Annotated in this window: 19 protein-coding genes; 2 read left to right on the forward strand and 17 right to left on the reverse strand. The window is 41.9% G+C overall.

The features are described from left to right. The first annotated feature begins 128 nt into the window (after window positions 1–128). Window positions 129–845, forward strand: a complete 717-nt coding sequence (locus BUB92_RS03625) for a DUF421 domain-containing protein (protein WP_073090148.1) — start codon at window positions 129–131, stop codon at window positions 843–845. A gap of 24 nt (window positions 846–869) precedes the next feature. Next, window positions 870–1235: a DUF4363 family protein gene (locus BUB92_RS03630; RefSeq protein WP_073090151.1), complete on the forward strand. Its 366-nt coding sequence runs from the start codon at window positions 870–872 to the stop codon at window positions 1233–1235. Here the strand turns inward: BUB92_RS03630 and aroB are convergent. The 17 genes from aroB to sigK form a co-directional block, all read right to left on the reverse strand. After that, the gene (gene aroB, locus BUB92_RS03635) at window positions 1225–2322 is read right to left on the reverse strand and encodes a 3-dehydroquinate synthase (protein WP_073090154.1); all 1098 of its coding nucleotides are present in this window, start codon (window positions 2320–2322) and stop codon (window positions 1225–1227) included. The genes BUB92_RS03630 and aroB overlap by 11 nt on opposite strands. Before the next feature lie 14 nt (window positions 2323–2336). Further along, window positions 2337–2861, reverse strand: coding sequence for a shikimate kinase (locus BUB92_RS03640; RefSeq protein ID WP_073090157.1), 525 nt, complete (start codon window positions 2859–2861; stop codon window positions 2337–2339). Then, on the reverse strand, window positions 2846–4033 hold the full coding sequence (gene aroC / locus BUB92_RS03645) for a chorismate synthase (protein WP_073090159.1): 1188 nt from the start codon (window positions 4031–4033) through the stop codon (window positions 2846–2848). The genes BUB92_RS03640 and aroC overlap by 16 nt, the downstream gene beginning before the upstream one ends. Window positions 4034–4044: 11 nt before the next feature. Then, a complete protein-coding gene (locus tag BUB92_RS03650) occupies window positions 4045–4557 on the reverse strand; it encodes a DUF2179 domain-containing protein (protein ID WP_073090173.1) in 513 nt (170 codons plus the stop codon). Window positions 4558–4569: 12 nt separating this feature from the next. Continuing rightward, window positions 4570–5028, reverse strand: a complete 459-nt coding sequence (locus BUB92_RS03655; protein WP_084728314.1) for a GspH/FimT family pseudopilin — start codon at window positions 5026–5028, stop codon at window positions 4570–4572. Further along, the gene (locus tag BUB92_RS03660; protein WP_073090179.1) at window positions 5015–5872 is read right to left on the reverse strand and encodes a shikimate dehydrogenase; all 858 of its coding nucleotides are present in this window, start codon (window positions 5870–5872) and stop codon (window positions 5015–5017) included. Before BUB92_RS03660 ends, BUB92_RS03655 begins: the two co-directional genes overlap by 14 nt. 108 nt (window positions 5873–5980) lie before the next feature. Next, the gene (locus BUB92_RS03665; protein WP_073090182.1) at window positions 5981–6490 is read right to left on the reverse strand and encodes a YqeG family HAD IIIA-type phosphatase; all 510 of its coding nucleotides are present in this window, start codon (window positions 6488–6490) and stop codon (window positions 5981–5983) included. 30 nt (window positions 6491–6520) lie between these two features. Further along, window positions 6521–7531, reverse strand: a complete 1011-nt coding sequence (locus BUB92_RS03670) for a galactose-1-phosphate uridylyltransferase (protein ID WP_073090220.1) — start codon at window positions 7529–7531, stop codon at window positions 6521–6523. Window positions 7532–7647: 116 nt separating this feature from the next. After that, window positions 7648–7779 (reverse strand): hypothetical protein, encoded by a 132-nt coding sequence (locus BUB92_RS11940; RefSeq protein ID WP_278280492.1) that lies wholly within the window; start codon window positions 7777–7779, stop codon window positions 7648–7650. Window positions 7780–7864: 85 nt separating this feature from the next. Then, window positions 7865–9946: a ferrous iron transport protein B gene (gene feoB / locus BUB92_RS03675; RefSeq protein WP_073090186.1), complete on the reverse strand. Its 2082-nt coding sequence runs from the start codon at window positions 9944–9946 to the stop codon at window positions 7865–7867. Continuing rightward, window positions 9939–10181, reverse strand: coding sequence for a FeoA family protein (locus BUB92_RS03680; RefSeq protein ID WP_073090188.1), 243 nt, complete (start codon window positions 10179–10181; stop codon window positions 9939–9941). Before BUB92_RS03680 ends, feoB begins: the two co-directional genes overlap by 8 nt. 26 nt (window positions 10182–10207) lie before the next feature. Further along, window positions 10208–10366 (reverse strand): FeoB-associated Cys-rich membrane protein, encoded by a 159-nt coding sequence (locus BUB92_RS03685; RefSeq protein WP_084728316.1) that lies wholly within the window; start codon window positions 10364–10366, stop codon window positions 10208–10210. Between the two features lie 311 nt (window positions 10367–10677). Then, window positions 10678–12027 (reverse strand): UbiD family decarboxylase, encoded by a 1350-nt coding sequence (locus BUB92_RS03690; protein ID WP_073090191.1) that lies wholly within the window; start codon window positions 12025–12027, stop codon window positions 10678–10680. Window positions 12028–12128: 101 nt separating this feature from the next. After that, window positions 12129–12713 carry a cysteine hydrolase family protein gene (locus tag BUB92_RS03695; RefSeq protein ID WP_073090193.1) on the reverse strand — a complete coding sequence of 195 codons (585 nt, stop codon included), beginning with the start codon at window positions 12711–12713 and terminating at the stop codon, window positions 12129–12131. Between the two features lie 22 nt (window positions 12714–12735). Next, on the reverse strand, window positions 12736–14163 hold the full coding sequence (gene allB, locus BUB92_RS03700; RefSeq protein WP_073090196.1) for an allantoinase AllB: 1428 nt from the start codon (window positions 14161–14163) through the stop codon (window positions 12736–12738). A 260-nt stretch (window positions 14164–14423) separates the two neighbouring features. Then, window positions 14424–15791: a sigma-54 dependent transcriptional regulator gene (locus BUB92_RS03705; protein ID WP_073090198.1), complete on the reverse strand. Its 1368-nt coding sequence runs from the start codon at window positions 15789–15791 to the stop codon at window positions 14424–14426. A 308-nt stretch (window positions 15792–16099) separates the two neighbouring features. Further along, window positions 16100–16611: RNA polymerase sporulation sigma factor SigK (gene sigK / locus BUB92_RS03710; RefSeq protein WP_073090224.1), on the reverse strand; the 512-nt coding region annotated here is incomplete at its 5' end.

A 16611-nucleotide genomic window follows, 5' to 3' on the forward strand; every position in this document is an offset into this window, starting at 1 on the left:
ATTTGGTAACATCCTCCTATCCAAATTATACCTTAAAATTCAAACTGTAAAAGCTTTTTTTACGCTAACAGGAATGAGCTCTAAAAGAATGCAAATAATAAAATTAAAAAACATGAGGAAATCAGTCTATGAGCGAAGCAGCAGTAGTAATAGTAAGAAGTTTCATCGCTTTTTTTACCCTTTTAATATTTACCCGCATCCTGGGCAAACAGCAGGTAAGTCAGCTCACTTTTTTCGAATATGTACTGGGAATAACCATAGGCTCAATTGCCGGTACTCTGTCCGTAGACTTAAGCAGCCGCGCCTGGCCGCACTGGGTAGGATTACTGGTGTGGACCTTTACTGTTCTGATACTGCAAAAAATATCCCTTAACTGGCCCCAGGCGGCTAAATATCTTACCGGAAAGCCGGCCATCGTAATAATGAACGGCAAAATACTGGAAGAAAACATGGAAAAAATGCGTTATACCTTATTTGACCTCTTAGAACAGCTAAGGGAAAAAAATATTTTTGATTTAAATCAGGTAGCCTTTGCGGTTTTAGAAAATAACGGGGAACTATCAGTCCTCTTAAAGCCGGAATATCAGCCGGTAACCCGCTCTGATCTCCATCTCCCCCCGCAAAAAGAAGGATTAAGCAGCGAAATCATAATAGCGGGAAAACTTATTCCCGAAAAGCTCAAGCAGATAGGCAAAGATGAAAACTGGCTCCGCAAGGAGCTTTTAAAGCAGGGGATAAAAAAATATGAAGAAGTATTCCTGGCCACTTACAATCCGGCACATGGCACCCTTTATATCGATAAATATGAAGATAAAATCAAAAAGAAACAGGATGACCCTTATTAAAACTAAAGAGGTGGCAAAAATAAAATGTCTAAAATTCTGTACTACACAGTAATATCTTTATGGCTTCTAATTTTTGTTTTTATACTTAATTCTGGTGATATAGCTAAAAAACCGTGGAGCCATGATGACGATTTTGTACTCTATGCTACTATGCTGCAAAAAGATATTACCAGGGAAGATTTCAGGAAGGCATCCCATGACCTGGAACAGCTGAAAAAAGCCTGGAGTAAAATAGTTTCCCGCATTCAATACAGTGTAGAAAAAGAGGAAATAAATGCTATATATGTTAATCTAGCTCGACTTACTGCCCACATAAAAAATGAGGATAAAAAACAGGCCTTAGTTGAAATCGAAGAAATGTGGAATCACTGGCACCATCTTAATCAATAGCCAGATTTTGCGCCCGCCTTATAGCCCTTATTATCTCCTCTTTTTCCACATCATCAGCTATAACCGCCTGTCCTATACCTGCAGGCAATATAAGCCGCATCTTGCCATACATAACCTTCTTGTCATTAAGCATAGCAGCATAAACAACTTCCGGATCAAAGGGAGGAAATTCCTTGTATATGTCAAGGATACGGTATAAATTAAGGATACGTTTAAAAACTTCTTCGGTAATATAACCCCGTTCCCTGGCCAGAAGCGAAGCAGCTACCGTTCCCATGGCTACTGCTTCCCCGTGGCTGTAAGCCTTGTAATCAGTAATCTTCTCCAGAGCATGGCCAAAAGTATGTCCTAGATTTAAAAGAGCTCTTATTCCCTGCTCTTTTTCATCTTTTTCGACAATCATACTTTTAATACGGCAGGATCTATAAATTAATTCCGCGATTATTTCTCCCCTTCTCTCCTTTACAGCAGAGGCATTGTTTTCTAAAAAAGCAAAGAAACTCTCATCATAGATAAGGCCGTATTTTACAACTTCGCCCAGGCCGCTTTTATATTCTCTCTCGCTTAAAGTATGCAAAGTCAAAGGATCAATTATAACCGCCAAAGGCTGGTGAAAGGCTCCGATCAGATTTTTGCCCCGAGGATGATTTACCGCTACCTTTCCTCCCACACTGCTGTCTACCTGGGATAAAAGGGTAGTCGGTATCTGAACAAAATTAATCCCCCTCTGGTAAACCGCAGCTACCAAACCAGCCAGATCTCCTACTACTCCTCCTCCTAAGGCAGCTATAATGCCGGTTCTTTCCAGATTAAAATCTACCGCTTTATCCAAAACTTTAAGGGCTTCTTCCATATTTTTGTAAACTTCTCCATCCGGCATCAAAGCAACCTCTACCTCAAAACCAGCCTTATGAAGAGAGCTTATAACCTTATCCCCATAAAGGGGAAAAACCGTAGGGTTGCTGACCAGCAAAACCTGCCTCGCCGGAGTTAAATCGCTTATAATCTCTCCTGTTCTCCCCAGAATGCCAGCTTCTATGCTTATGGTATAACTCCGCTCTCCCAGTTCAACTCGCAAATTCTGCATCCTGTTTCATCCCTTCATCGCTCAGCCTCAAGCTTTTTTATATAACTTATAATTTCTTCCACTACTTCATCTATTTCTCGTCCGCTGGTATTAACCTCCAGGTCAGCCACCGCATAAAAAGGTGCGCGTTCTTTCAGCATAGCCTCAATATCTTCTATCTGGAGATTTTTCTTAAGGAGCGGCCTCTGGTTCCTTTTGCGCCTTACCCGCTCAAAAATATCTTCCGGGTGGGCAGTAAGACAGATAAGAATACCGTTTTCGCGTAAAGCCTTAATATTTTCTTCTTTCAGCACTACTCCTCCCCCGGTAGCAATCACCAGGTTTTTTTGCCGGCTGAGTTTCTGGGCCATGAGCTTTTCTTCCGAGCGGAACCTTATTTCTCCATGACGGCGAAACAGTTCGGCTACCGTCATGCCGGTAAGCTTTTCAATTTCCCGGTCCATATCGACAAATTTCATATTCAGTTTTTCCGCCAGTTTAATACCTATACTGCTTTTTCCCGTACCCATAAAGCCTATTAATACTATATTCTTTTCCATCTCCACACTCTTCCCATATAATTTATATAATTTTTATATGCTTCTTTTATATGTTCCATGTTATCACCGCCAAATTTTTCTAAAAAAGCTTCCGCCAGTCCATAAGCCAGCATAGCTTCAGCTACTACCGCGGCTGCTGGTACTGCACATATGTCCGAACGTTCAACTTCGGCCTTTACTTCTTCCCAGTTCCGTATATCAATACTGCTAAGAGGTTTATACAGAGTAGGAATAGGTTTCATATAGGCACGCAGAAATACTGTTTCTCCATTCGTTATACCGCCTTCTATTCCTCCACTGCGGTTAGTAAGGCGATAAATCCCTTTCTCTTCCGTATAATATATCTCATCATGCACCTTAGAGCCCAAACGTGAAGCATTATTTATCCCTTCTCCTATTTCTACCGCTTTAATAGCAGGTATACTCATTATCAACTGGGCTAACCTGCCATCTAGCCTCTTTTCCCAGCTTACATGGCTTCCCAGGCCCGGTACTACCCCTACCGCTCCTACTTCCAGACTTCCCCCTAAAGATTCTCCTTCTTTTTTAGCTCTTTCAATCATCCCTATCATCTGTGCTTCTTTATCCCTATCCATACATCTTACGGGAGAAGTCTCGGTCTTTTCCCATACCTCCTCCAGGTTTTCCCGGTTTACCCGGACAGGCTCAGCCTTTACCTCACCAATAGATATAACCTGACTGTATATATATATGCCAAAACAGGCCAGCAATTGCTTAAAAAATGCTCCTGCCGCCACTCTGGCTGCTGTTTCCCGGGCACTAGCCCTTTCTAGAATATTGCGCATATCCTGATGGTTATATTTGATAGCTCCTGGCAGGTCAGCATGTCCAGGCCTTGGCCTTACTACCATCCTTTCCTCGGCCCGCGGGCATTCGCCGGCTCCCATTATCTCCTGCCAGTTGGCGTAGTCATTGTTCCATATAACAAAGCTTATAGGACCTCCTAAAGTCTCGCCGTTCCTTACCCCGCCTATTATTTCAACTTTATCTTTTTCTATACTCATGCGCCCGCCGCGCCCGTATCCTTTCTGCCTTCTTGTAAGTTCATTATTTATGTACCCTTCATCGACCTTGAGGCCAGCCGGCATCCCTTCAATAATACCTACCAGCCCTTTGCCATGAGACTCGCCGGAAGTAATAAGTTTTAGCACTTTTTCTCCCCCTATTTTTTCTTAAGGTATCCCCCTTTAAACTTCTTAGGTTCCATAAAAACTATGAAAGCATGGGGATCTTTCTGGTAAATTTTTTCCGTAAGGGTATTGGCTAAATTCCGTTTAACAAAAATATTTAATACCGTTTTACACCCTTCTTTTCCTGTAGCTTCCCAGCAGGTTACCGGATATCCTTCAGCTCTAAGTTCTTCCGCAATACCCGCATGTTCCCGGTCAATTACCACCTGGATTCCTCGATAACCAAAGGCCAGTTTTTCTTCAATTATGGATCCTACCAGTATCCCCAGGGAAAATCCTGTACAAAATACCAGAAGTTTGACGGGATTATCTAACGAACCTACTACCATTCCTAAAGCTAAAGTATATACCATAATTTCGAAAAAACCAATTATGGCTGCCGGAATCTTATCTCCGCGAATAACAAATATCATGCGTATGGTTCCTAACGAAACATCAATTATGCGGGCAAAAAAAATGAATAAAAGTTCCCAGAACACTTTCATCTCTCCTAATTATCACCAGTTATCCGGCGGGGTATCAGCTACCCTTACCCTGCCGGTAACAGGACTTACTACTACATAACGTTTAAGCTGAGATTTTCCTATAAGGGTTACTGTACCTCCATTAGGGGCTCCATTAGGCGAAAAAACACAGGCCGGTGTGCCGGTTATAGTATTAAAATTAACAGCCATTTTTATACCTGTCCTCAGCTCATGCCAGCCTCCGTTGTGGTCTCTATATTTAGAAGCCAGGGGATAAAAAACTACCTTCCTGACCTCCCCTGACATTATAGCATCCTGCCTGGCCTCGCGCAAAATCCAGGCTACTTTTCTCGCTTCAGCTTCTAATTCATGCCTTTCCTTTACTTTCTCCCACCTGGGTACCGATAAAAAAGCAAAAACTGCTATAAAGGCCAGCACACACAGTAATTCCAGTAAAGTAAAACCTTTACTCCACCTTCTATTCCTTGATATGGCTTATCACCACTTCTCGCATCATTTTCACCGGCGGATCTATCCCGGTAAGTATTTTAAGGCTTAAAGCCCCCTGGTGTACAAACATACCCAGGCCATTTATTATTTTATGCCCGTTGGCCTCTGCTTTCCTTAAAAATAGAGTCTTTAAGGGATTATATATAATATCGCAAACTACTGCCTCCGGCAAGATGCTATCCAGATTCTCCACCGGCGATACTCCAATATGAGGATACATACCGGCTGGACTGCAGTTCACTATTATTCCTGCATCAGCAGCCTGTTCATTAAAGAAGTTTTCATTCATAACCCCGGCTTCTGCCTTTATACCGGTTTCCTCTTCTATAAAAGCGGCTAACTTCTCAGCTCTATCCGCTTCCAGGTCTAAAAAACATATTTCTTCCACCCCGGCTTTAGCCAGAGCATAGGAAACAGCGCGGGCAGCTCCTCCTGCTCCTATCAGCAAGGCTTTTCCTGCAGGATTAACCCCTTCTTCCCGCAGGGAAGACAAAAACCCTTCTCCATCTGTATTATATCCTATAAGCTTTCCCTCTTCATTCTTTATAAGATTGACAGCCTTACAGGCTCTCGCTTCCGCGGATAAATCATCCAAGTATTTTATCACTTCTTCCTTGAAAGGTATAGTTACATTAACCCCTAAAATATTGAGGCTTTTTATAGCATCTACTGCTGATGCTAAATTATGCGGGCATATTTCAAAAGGCAGATATACATAAGGAAGATGCATATTATGAAAAACCGCATTATGCATAAGAGGAGATAAAGTATGCCCCAAAGGATAGCCATAAAGGCCTATAACTCTGGTTTGGGCTGTTATCAGCATAGGATTAGCCTCCGTATGAGCATTATAAAAGCGAATGTTTGTCCAACATCCGCCCTGTACTCAAATTATGGCATTTTATAGGGTAAAATGCAAGTTTAGAAAACGGCCTTAAGTACCTTTAAGCAAATCTTTTTTCAGCCGGCGTATAATAAAATATTCAAAAAACCGGGAAATTTTAGTACCTATAAACTCCCGGCGCGCTATCGGCATAACCAGTACCGTATCAATACCGGCCCGGTTGCCGCCCAAAATATCCGTAAAAATCTGATCTCCCACTACTACTGCTTCCTCGGGAGAAACCTGGAGCACAGACAGGGCTTTATAAAAAGCACCTCGCCGCGGTTTTCCTGCCCGGCACACATAGGGTATATCAAGGCTTCTAGCTACCCCCAGAACCCTTTGCTCCCCGTTGTTGGAAACCAGGCAAATCTTAAAGCCCTGTTCTTTTATAGCCATAAACCATTCCACAATATCTTCGGCTATCTCATTGCTGTTCCAGGCGGTAATAGTATTATCCAGATCGAAAATAAAGGCTTTTTTCCCCATTTCTTTAAATTGCTCTAATGGTATATCCCTTAAAGAAGCTACATAAAGCTTAGGGTATAATTTCTTAAACATTTGCCCCTTCCTTCTTTCAAAAAATTTAGGCTAAAACGGCTCTTTACTCATCCTTTCCCGAAACATATGTGCAGCAATTTCGGGGGCTACCGGATTCATGTAAATGCCAGTGGTAATTTCTACCCCGGAATTTATAAGCAGGCGAGGTATAATCTCCAAATACCAGTGATATCCAGCAGCATCACCTGTATTGAGCGGAGCCGAAATAATAACCATATTATATGCAGGATCATTAAGATAGGCAACCATTACCCGCAAAAAAGCAAACAGGATAGAAGATAAACTAATAAGCTCTCCCTGGCTTATATCTCCAAAATGGGCATTATGCCTCCTGGGAATAATCCAGGTTTCATAAGGAAAACGTGAAGCATAAGGACAAAGCACTACAAAATTTTCTTCTTCTTTTATAATCCTTTTGCCTTCTTTTTTCTCTTCTTCCAGAACATCGCACAGAAGACAGCGCCTGTTTTTACCATAATAATCGCCTATCCCCCGTAAACTGTTGGGCAGCATAGGCAAGGCTAAAATCTGGCTGTGGCTGTGCTCAAGAGAGGCTCCTGCCAGCAATCCCCGGTTCTTATATATCTGTATATATTTTACCCTTTCATCCCGGGCCAATACATTATATCTCTCCTTGAGCATTTGCAAAACCGTTCCTATTTTTTCTCTCGAAAAATGATGAAACTCTACCCCGTGCTCCGGGGTTTCAATTATAACTTCATGCTGCCCCAGGCCATTACAGCTCTGGTAGATGCGGTCCTCAATTATTCTAAGTTCCCCTTCCAGCCTGAACCCCGAATATTTGTTGGTAATCGTCCTTATAAGCCAACCCGGACTATCCGGGAGGGATCCATTTTCACGCAGTGATGCTAATTCCGAAGTAGTATAAGCCTCATTTCCCTCGCAAAAAGGGCAAAAATTATTCGTACTGCTGAATTTAACCCCATTCTTATGCATGGGAAAATCCCTGGGCTTCAAAGCTGTATCCGTAGCAATAAGCACCCAGTTTCCCCGCACCAAGTCCTGCCTCAGTTCCGGCATTTTTCCCCACCCCAGTTTCGGCATCATTATTTCCAGCTTATGTACATTCTATTATATTGCATTCGCGTTTAATATAAAATTGTTTAAAGGCAGAAAAGGTTAAATCCGTATATCCCCTATCCTTCTTTAGGATTTGTCTTTTTCAGCGATAGCAAAATCTTTTTCATCTCATCCGCATCAATCTTTTCTATATCTTTAGCTGCCAGAGGCAAAACCTCTTTTATATTTTTAATCCCGACAATAGCCATAAACATCCCTCACTTCTTTATTTAGTAAATAAGGCCTGAAACCTTTCGGTTGCAGACCTTATAAAGTGAAGAGGAGGAGAAATTATCAAAGGCCTATAATCTTTCCTCCCTGATAAGCTATAAAACATACTGTCCAGGCTAAAACTACTGTATAGAAAACCGTGAATAACGGCCATTTCCAGGTACCAGTTTCGCGTTTTATCACCGCCAAGGTAGCCATACAGGGCACATAGAGCAGAGTAAAAAGCATAAGCACATAAGCAGTAAGCGGAGTAAATCCTGACTGTTCACGGGCCCGCTGGGCAAAACCTTTTACCGCAGTTTCTTCCCCTTCTTCTAGAGCTTCTACATCCCCGATGCTGTAAATAGTGCCCAGAGTGCTTACTACTACTTCTTTGGCCGCAAAACCAGCTATCAGGGCAATACCTGTTCTCCAGTCAAACCCTATAGGCTCTAGAACCGGCTCAATAGCCTGCCCCATCCTGCCAGCATAACTGTTGACAAGCTGCTCGGCCGGATCTTCCCATTCATTGCCATAAGGGTCGGTCATCGGAAAAGTAAGCAAAGCCCACATAATAACTGATATAGCAAGTATTATCGTACCTGCTTTTCGCAAATAAAGCCAGGCCCTCTCCCACATATGAATAAGAACACTTTTCAAGGTAGGGAGCCTGTAAATAGGCAGTTCCATAACAAAAGGCTCTGATTCGCCTTTAAAAAGGAAAGTTCTGAATACCTTGGCCATCAGCAAAGCCAGAATAATGCCAATAAGGTATAAGGAAAACAGCACATTACCTGCCACTTCTTTAGGAAAGAAAGCCGCAATAAGCAGAGTATAAACCGGAAGCCTGGCTCCACAGCTCATAAGGGGAGTTATCAAAATGGTAACCAGTCGGTCTTTAGGATTTTCCAGGGTACGGGTAGCCATAATAGCCGGTATATTACACCCAAAGCCGGTAAGCATAGGAACAAAAGATTTGCCATGCAACCCTACCCGGTGCATAACCTTATCCATGACAAAAGCTGCCCTGGCCATATAGCCAGTACCTTCCAGAAAAGAGATTCCCAGAAACAAAAGCAGTATATTGGGCAGAAATACAATAACTCCACCTACTCCGGCAATAATACCGTCAACCAGTAAGGAATTAAGCATTCCTTCGTTCATGTTATTTCCAATATACTCCCCTAACCAGGCAAAGCCTTCCTCAATCCATTCCATAAAAGGAGCTCCTAAAGTAAAGGTGAACTGGAATAAAAGCCACATAATACCCAGAAATATGGGAATACCCAGAACACGGTTTAAAAGTACCTTATCTGCTGCTTCGGTAAAAGAAAACCGATCGATTTCTTTTTCCCTAACCGCTTCCCGGTAAGCTCCCCGGATAAAAGCATATCTTCCTTCAATAATCGCCATTTCCGGATCATCATTAAGCATATTTTCTATCCTTTGCCGGCTTTCTTCAAGCCTGGACAGAATTTCCTGGCTATTTTCCAGTTTCGCCTTTATTTTTCTTATGACTTCTTTATCACTTTCCAGAAGCTTGATGGCCGTCCAGCGTCTTGGATAAATCCACTCCTTTTCATCCCCGGGCAAATAGCGAGTCAGATACTCAATTTCCTTTTCAATCTCCTCCCGAAAGCGAAAAGACTTTTCTTCCCTTTCGCTTCTGCCTTCGACAACTTCTATGGCTGCCTCCAATAATTCTGTTATCCCTTCTCCCCTGGTTCCTACGGTTCGCACTATCTTAACTCCCAAAAGCCTGCTTAAAAGCTCATAGTCGATCTCTAACCCTGAAGCCTCCGCTACATCAGCCATATTCATAGCCATAACCAGAGGCACCTCCAGTTCTTTAATCTGCAAAGTCAGATAAAGATTTCTTTCCAGGTTGGAAGCATCAACTATATTTACTACTACATCAGGCTTTTCCTCTACAATTACATCACGGGCTACTATCTCATCAGGCGAATAAGCAGTAAGGCTGTAAGTACCCGGCAGGTCGACTACCTTTATTTCATATCCTTTATAACTGACAAAACCTTCTTTTTTTTCTACCGTAACCCCCGGGTAATTGCCGACATGCTGCCTGGACCCGGTAAGTTCATTAAAAATCGTCGTCTTGCCACAATTAGGATTACCGGCCAAAGCCAGGGTAAACCTTTTAGGCATTATCCCCACCTTCTTCCACCATCACATATGCGGCCTCTTCCAGACGCAAAGAAAGATGATACCCTTTTATCTTTATCTCCAGAGGATCCCCTAACGGAGCATATCTTTCCACCTCAACTTCTACTCCCGGAACCAGCCCCATGTCCATAATCCTGCGCCTTACGGCTCCTCTGCCTTCCACTTTTGCTACTTTTGCCCTTTCTCCCGGCATTAAATCTTTTAAAGTTCTAGCCATAAAAATCCTCCTCTCCCTAGCTCCAGTTATTTTCCTTCATCAATTTTCCTGATCTGATGCTGTCCGCAGGAAGCACATGTATCAGGACAGCTATCACATCCCGGTTTTCTAGCTAAGCGGCAAACCCGCCGGACCAACAGCAGTACAGCCAGCAGTATAATTAAGCCAACCACATATTTATCCATTTTTCCTCCTCCTTATTTACTTTAAACCCCATAACCCAGCAACTATAGGGCATATGTCCATAATTGATATTGATAATCATTATCAACTTTATAATAACAATTATCAGTTCTTTTGGCAATATAAAAGCCAAACAAAAACATGAAAAAATTCACTTCCCCCGATCATGAGCCCTCTTTGAGGAAAGGGCAAAAAGGGAAGACAAAGAAAAATGCGAGGATACTCTAAGAAGCCTCCTCGCAATGACAGTGAAAAAGTGACGGATAAGAGATATTTATAAGTTAAGTGCTTTTTAGGCACCTAAACTCCCAGGTTATTTTTTTATATATTCATCCAGGTTTATAGTATCAATACCAGGAATGTAAATGCGGGCAAACTGCTCCTTATATTTCAAGGGATAGGTTGCATCTATACCCATTTTCGCACTTACACCCCGAATATTGTTGGAAGGCTCTAACGGACATCCCCGGGCTTCACTTATGATAACCACATCCTGATCAGCCTGCACCCGGCTGGAAATAGCCCATTCCACATCAGCAGGATCAAATATGTCTACATCATCATTTACCACAACTACATGTTTCATATCTTTATTGCTGGATAAAGCAGCCAGGATAGCTGTCTTGCCTTCTCCTTCGAACTGTTTGTTTATAGATATTATACCATGAAAACGCCCACTGCCTGCTACCGTTATATGCACATCTTTTACCCCGGGTACTACCTGTTTTACCGTATCGTAAAGGACTACTTCCCGGTTAAGCGCACTGGGAAGCTTATGTTCGGCTGTGCCCGGACCTATAACCTGGAACCAGGGATTCTGGCGGTGCGTAATCCGGGTTATCTTCAATATCGGCTGCTCGGAAGCCGGGCCATAATAACCGGCCAGCTCACCAAAAGGACCTTCGGTTTTGCGCACATGGGCCAGCATTTTACCTTCAATTACTATTTCCGCATAGGCAGGAACCATAACATCTATTGTCTTACATTTTACTACCGGTACAGCTTCTCCTGCCATAGCACCTGCTACTGCCATCTTATCTCCTTTATATAAATAGCTGTTTATCTGGCTGGCCAGGATTAATAAAGGATGAACACCCAGCACTACTGCCATTTCTAAATCTTTGCCCTGTTTTTCGGCTTCCACATAGCGGTTCCATAAGCCAGGCGATTCAATCAAAACCGATAGAGTGCCATCATCATTTACCTGCATACGGCGCACCGACATATGCATATTGCCGGTTTCTTCTTCTTTGACAAAAACTAAGCCGGCAGTTAAAAAGTGTCCCGAATCTTTTTCACTGAATTTGGGAGCCGGTATAAAATCTAAAAGATTAGCCGGCGGGTCTATTTCGACTTCCTGACAGGGAGCTTTATCTACTACCTGCCAGGGAATAGGATTTTCCATAGCCTCTTTAATTTTTTCGCGAATAAGATTGATACTGGTGCCAAAATAATCGGCCCAATCCTGCCGGTTGCCGGTAAGACCGCTTATAGCCGGCATATCATAACCTTTAATCTTTGCGAAAAAAACTCCGGTTTCGCCGTTTATCTTTTTCAGAACGGCTGCCATTTCATGAACAATACTTACTTCTTTGCCTATAGTAATAAGCCTTCCTTTTTGTTCTAAAACCTTTTTATATTCCCGCAAATCAAATTTGCTCATCGGAAAACTCCTTCCTCATGCTAACTTTACTATTATTCTTTAAAAATGCCCTGTACCTTATGCAGCACAGGGCATTTTTCGTAGAGCTATTATTCCATTAATTATTCAGCATCAGCAAATTTGCCGTTCTGTTTGCCGTATTTGGACATGTATTCATCCAGGGTAATTACTTCGGCAAACAGAGACATGTCTCTTAAACCTGCTTCATGCATTTCCTGAGTTGCTGAAGCATTGCAGTCGCTGATAACAACAACTTTGTAACATCTATAAAGGGCATCAGAAGCAGTAGAACGGCAGCATACATTAGTCCATACGCCGGTGATAACTACAGTGTCAATGCCTTCTTCCCTGAGATAGAGATCTAAATCAGTGTAAGCGAAAGCACTGTGTCTGCGTTTCTGTACGATGTAATCACCTTTTTCTTCATCCGGATAAAGTTCAGGAATGAAGTCAGAACCCCAGGTTCCTTTAACAGCATGAACAGGGCGTACTTTAAAGTCAGCATCATCTTTGCGATGAGCTTCCTGCACGAAAACAACATTAATGCCGTTTTCATGAGCGAATTTTACCAGTTTCTGCAGATTGGGAACGATTTTTTCCCCATCCGGACACCTTAAAGGTGCATTAGGCCCAATAAAGTCATTGAGCATGTCGATGATTACAATACAATGTCTGTCTTTAGCCATTAAAAATCCTCCTCCTTACAGATTAAAATGTTATTTTTCTATCTAATTTGCTTATGGTCTGGCGTTTTACAAATTCGCCATAACCAGGTTCGCCTATAACACCTTTAGCTTCATCATAAACAACCTTACCGCGTACGACGGTTTTTACAACCTTACCTTTCAGTTTCATACCATGCAGCGGAGTATATTTAGCTTTGCTGTACTGTTTTTCCTGATCAATTACCCATTCTTTGTTAAGGTCAATAATAGTAAAGTCGGCATCAGAACCGATTTCCATGGCACCCTTCTTGGGATACAAACCATAATGGATAGCAGCATTACGGCTTAAAATTTCCACTAACCGGGAAAGCTTAATACGGCCTTTATTATAGCCTTCACTGATGATTATAGGCACCATGGTTTCAACTCCAGGTATCCCCGGGAAAGCAGTCCAGATAGTCATGTCTTCTGCCGCTTTCTCAGTTGGAATTTCATACGGGGCATGGTCAGTAGCTATAAAGTCTACACTACCATTTTGCAGGCCTTGCCAGAGCAGTTCATTATCTTCTCTGCTTCTCAAAGGCGGTGCAATCTTGGCAAAAGCTCCATACTTGCTCATAGCTTCTTTATAATCTAATACCAGGTAGTGAGGACAAGTTTCCGAAGTTACATCCAAACCTCTCTTTTTAGCTTCACCAACCAGTATAGCTCCTTCACCTAAAGCCATATGCACAATATGCAAACGGGCTCCCGTTGCTTCAGCAAAGCTTATACCAAGCTGAATAGCAACTTTTTCTGCCAAAGGCATACGGGCTTCTGACCAGGCAGGTCCATCCATGCGTCCTTCTTTCTGGAATTTTTGCACATAAAAATCACACATTGCATAGTTTTCGGCATGAATTCCTATCGGAAGCCCAGTCTCAGCTACGGCCTTAAAGCATTCCAGCATTTCCGGGTCAGTTACCCGAGGATAGGAAGGAACGGAAGGAGTCATATAAACTTTAAATGCTACTACACCAGCATCTGCCTGTTCCCTTACGATTTTGTAATGTACTTCATTACGTACATCTTCGCCGGTAACTCCGCCCCAGAGACCAAAGTCGATTATAGCTTGCGGTTTGATAGCATTAAGCTTGTTTTCCATCTCAGCTACACCGCGTACGGAAGGAACACTGCAACAGGGCATGTCAATTATAGTAGTCAGTCCACCAGCTGCAGCCGCCTTACAACCATCCAGGAAAGTCTCCCGATGGGTAAAGCCAGGATCCATAAAGTGGGTGTGTGAATCGATACATCCTGGTAATACCATGTTACCTTCCGCATCAATTACATTTACCCCTTCCAAAAGATGAGGTTCCATTTCGCCGTTTACTATACCTGCAATAACCCCATCTTTAACCAGAATAGTAGCAGGTACCAAACGGTCTCCCTGAGGTATCATGGCATTTTTTACCACGGTGTCAAACTTCATTTATTAAGCATCTCCTTCCTTTTATTTTTCCGAAACCAATCTTTATGGTTTTTAATATGAGCTAATTTAAAAGGGGCAGATTCAGGATAATTAAAGCATATTGTATTCACTATTATCTAATAGCAAAAAGCATGCCAACTTTAAAAATCCTATCCCGCGCTGTTTGTTTTATAAAAACAAAAAAAGAAACTGAGTAATTTTTTCCGTTCGGGAAACAATTGCTCAGTTCTCTTTATCAATATTTCCCTCGCTCTCTATTCCTATTGTTCAAAATACACCTTTAGTTTATTGCGCAAGGTGCGGTCAGTTATGCCTAAAACTTCTGCTGCTCTTGTCTTATTGTCATTGTAGTACCTCAAGGTAGACAGTATAATTCTTTTTTCCGCTTCTTCCAAAGTCTCTCCCACATAAACCGGTACCAGCGAAGAGCCGTTACCTCCTTTGATATTCTTGCATTTTGCCTTCACCAGATTTTTAGGCAAATCAGTAAGCTTTATCTGTCTGCCTTCACTTAATATAACCAGCCTCTGAATAACATTCTGCAGCTCTCTTATATTGCCTGGCCAATCGTAGTTTTCAAGCACTTCTAAAGCCTTGCTGTCTATCCCTTCAATGGCTATAGAAAATTTTTCCGCATATCTATTGAGAAAATATTTCACTAAAAGGGGTATATCTTCTTTTCTCTCCCGCAAAGGTGGCAAGTGGATATTAATTACATTCAGGCGGAAAAGCAGATCTTCTCTAAAAAGACCTTCCTCCGCCATTTTTTCTAAATCACGGTTGGTAGCTGCTATTATGCGCACATCCACCTTTATCGAAGTACCTGATCCAATCGGCTCTACTTTAAAATCTTCCAATACCCTTAAAAGCTTGGCCTGCAGAGATAATTCCAGTTCTCCTATTTCATCCAGGAAAAGGGTTCCGCCATGGGCCAGTTCAAATTTTCCTTTTCTAGCCTGATAAGCTCCCGTAAAAGCTCCTTTGGCATGTCCAAAAAGTTCCGATTCCATAAGATTAGCCGGTATAGCTCCACAGTTTACCACTTCAAAAGGCCCATTGCGCCTCTTGCCTCCAAAATGCAGGGCATGAGCAACCAGTTCTTTTCCTGTTCCACTTTCTCCGGTAATTATAACATTGGTATCAGTATCCTTAACCTTATTGATAAGAGCAAGTACCCTTCTTATCGCCGCTGATTTACCTACAATACCAAAAGGGGCATTTTCTGAAGGTTCCATGCGGAAAGTGTCTCTTCTTATTTCCATCTTTTCATCTACCAGTTTTAAACCCTGCTCTATATCAGGCGGATCTCCTACCCAGTAATAAAAGGCACCAGTTTGCGCAATGCGTACCATGGCCTGTACATCCCTATGGGCTACAGCGAATACTACGGAAATATTTTCATCAGCAGCTAAAATATCCTCCAGCAAATTTATCTGATATTCATAACCTTGTTTTTCATCATCCAGGTAAAGCAAAACCAGATCAAAATGGGCATGTTTCAATATGCCCACCACATCTTCCGGCTTATCCACCGTAGTTACACTATATTTGGCCTGCAGCCCTTCGACAAAATCTTTAGTGCCCTGGGCATTAGGGTTTCCGCAGAACAAGATTTTTTCATCCTTCATTTTATACTGCCCCCTATTTACAATTAGCTCATATTTAATTTACCCCGAAAATATGACTTTTTTTCCTGAATACAATATGTTCCGCTTTAATTAAACCAGCACCGATATTATCCATGTAAATTATCTAGATCAAAATTTTTTTAACAAAAAATTAACTTGCTAAAACTCTAGGGATTTTACATAATTAATTTTAACTTAAATCAGCATCATATTAGCCCCCTAGCTGGATAATAATATTTTCTGTGCACCATAATAAAAAATTATAAGAGCCTTAACGGCTCATACCTTTTAAGGTTTGGCTTTTTCCATCAGGCTTCAATTTCTAATTCCTTCACCAATTTCTTCAAAGCTTTTTTCTCTATGCGGGAAACATAGGAACGTGAAATCCCTAATTTTTTGGCAATTTCCCTCTGAGTTTTCTTAATTCCACTCAAAAGCCCATAACGCATTTCGATTACCTGTCGCTCTCGGGGCGTGAGCACACTCATTTTTTTTATTATTTTATCTTCCTGCATTCTAGCATCAACTATGTCTATTATCTCATTATCATTAGTCAAAATATCGATAAAAGATATTTCATTACCTTCTTTATCATATCCTATAGGATCATAAATGTATACTTCCTGTTTGTTCTTTTTTATATTGCGCAAATGCATTAAAACTTCATTTTCAATGCACCTAGCAGCATAAGTTGCCAGACGAACCCCTTTATCTTCATCAAATGTACTTATAGCCTTTATTAGTCCAATAGCTCCAATCGAAATCAAATCCTCCATATCTTCTCCGCTGTTTTCATATTTGCGCACCACATGAGCTACCA

This window comes from Thermosyntropha lipolytica DSM 11003 (genome assembly GCF_900129805.1).
GTDB lineage: Bacteria > Bacillota > Syntrophomonadia > Syntrophomonadales > Syntrophomonadaceae > Thermosyntropha > Thermosyntropha lipolytica.

Excerpts from the sequence above, each read along its gene's own strand:
- BUB92_RS03670 (WP_073090220.1), bottom strand. The coding sequence starts at position 7,531 with ATGCCGGAACTGAGGCAGGACTTGGTGCGGGGAAACTGGGTGCTTATT.
- BUB92_RS03625 (WP_073090148.1), top strand. The coding sequence starts at position 129 with ATGAGCGAAGCAGCAGTAGTAATAGTAAGAAGTTTCATCGCTTTTTTT.
- BUB92_RS03650 (WP_073090173.1), bottom strand. The coding sequence starts at position 4,557 with ATGAAAGTGTTCTGGGAACTTTTATTCATTTTTTTTGCCCGCATAATT.
- aroB (WP_073090154.1), bottom strand. The coding sequence starts at position 2,322 with ATGCAGAATTTGCGAGTTGAACTGGGAGAGCGGAGTTATACCATAAGC.
- feoB (WP_073090186.1), bottom strand. The coding sequence starts at position 9,946 with ATGCCTAAAAGGTTTACCCTGGCTTTGGCCGGTAATCCTAATTGTGGC.
- BUB92_RS03640 (WP_073090157.1), bottom strand. The coding sequence starts at position 2,861 with ATGGAAAAGAATATAGTATTAATAGGCTTTATGGGTACGGGAAAAAGC.
- BUB92_RS03695 (WP_073090193.1), bottom strand. The coding sequence starts at position 12,713 with ATGGCTAAAGACAGACATTGTATTGTAATCATCGACATGCTCAATGAC.
- allB (WP_073090196.1), bottom strand. The coding sequence starts at position 14,163 with ATGAAGTTTGACACCGTGGTAAAAAATGCCATGATACCTCAGGGAGAC.
- BUB92_RS03690 (WP_073090191.1), bottom strand. The coding sequence starts at position 12,027 with ATGAGCAAATTTGATTTGCGGGAATATAAAAAGGTTTTAGAACAAAAA.
- BUB92_RS03685 (WP_084728316.1), bottom strand. The coding sequence starts at position 10,366 with ATGGATAAATATGTGGTTGGCTTAATTATACTGCTGGCTGTACTGCTG.
- BUB92_RS11940 (WP_278280492.1), bottom strand. The coding sequence starts at position 7,779 with ATGGCTATTGTCGGGATTAAAAATATAAAAGAGGTTTTGCCTCTGGCA.
- BUB92_RS03680 (WP_073090188.1), bottom strand. The coding sequence starts at position 10,181 with ATGGCTAGAACTTTAAAAGATTTAATGCCGGGAGAAAGGGCAAAAGTA.
- BUB92_RS03660 (WP_073090179.1), bottom strand. The coding sequence starts at position 5,872 with ATGCTGATAACAGCCCAAACCAGAGTTATAGGCCTTTATGGCTATCCT.
- BUB92_RS03665 (WP_073090182.1), bottom strand. The coding sequence starts at position 6,490 with ATGTTTAAGAAATTATACCCTAAGCTTTATGTAGCTTCTTTAAGGGAT.
- BUB92_RS03630 (WP_073090151.1), top strand. The coding sequence starts at position 870 with ATGTCTAAAATTCTGTACTACACAGTAATATCTTTATGGCTTCTAATT.
- BUB92_RS03705 (WP_073090198.1), bottom strand. The coding sequence starts at position 15,791 with ATGAAGGATGAAAAAATCTTGTTCTGCGGAAACCCTAATGCCCAGGGC.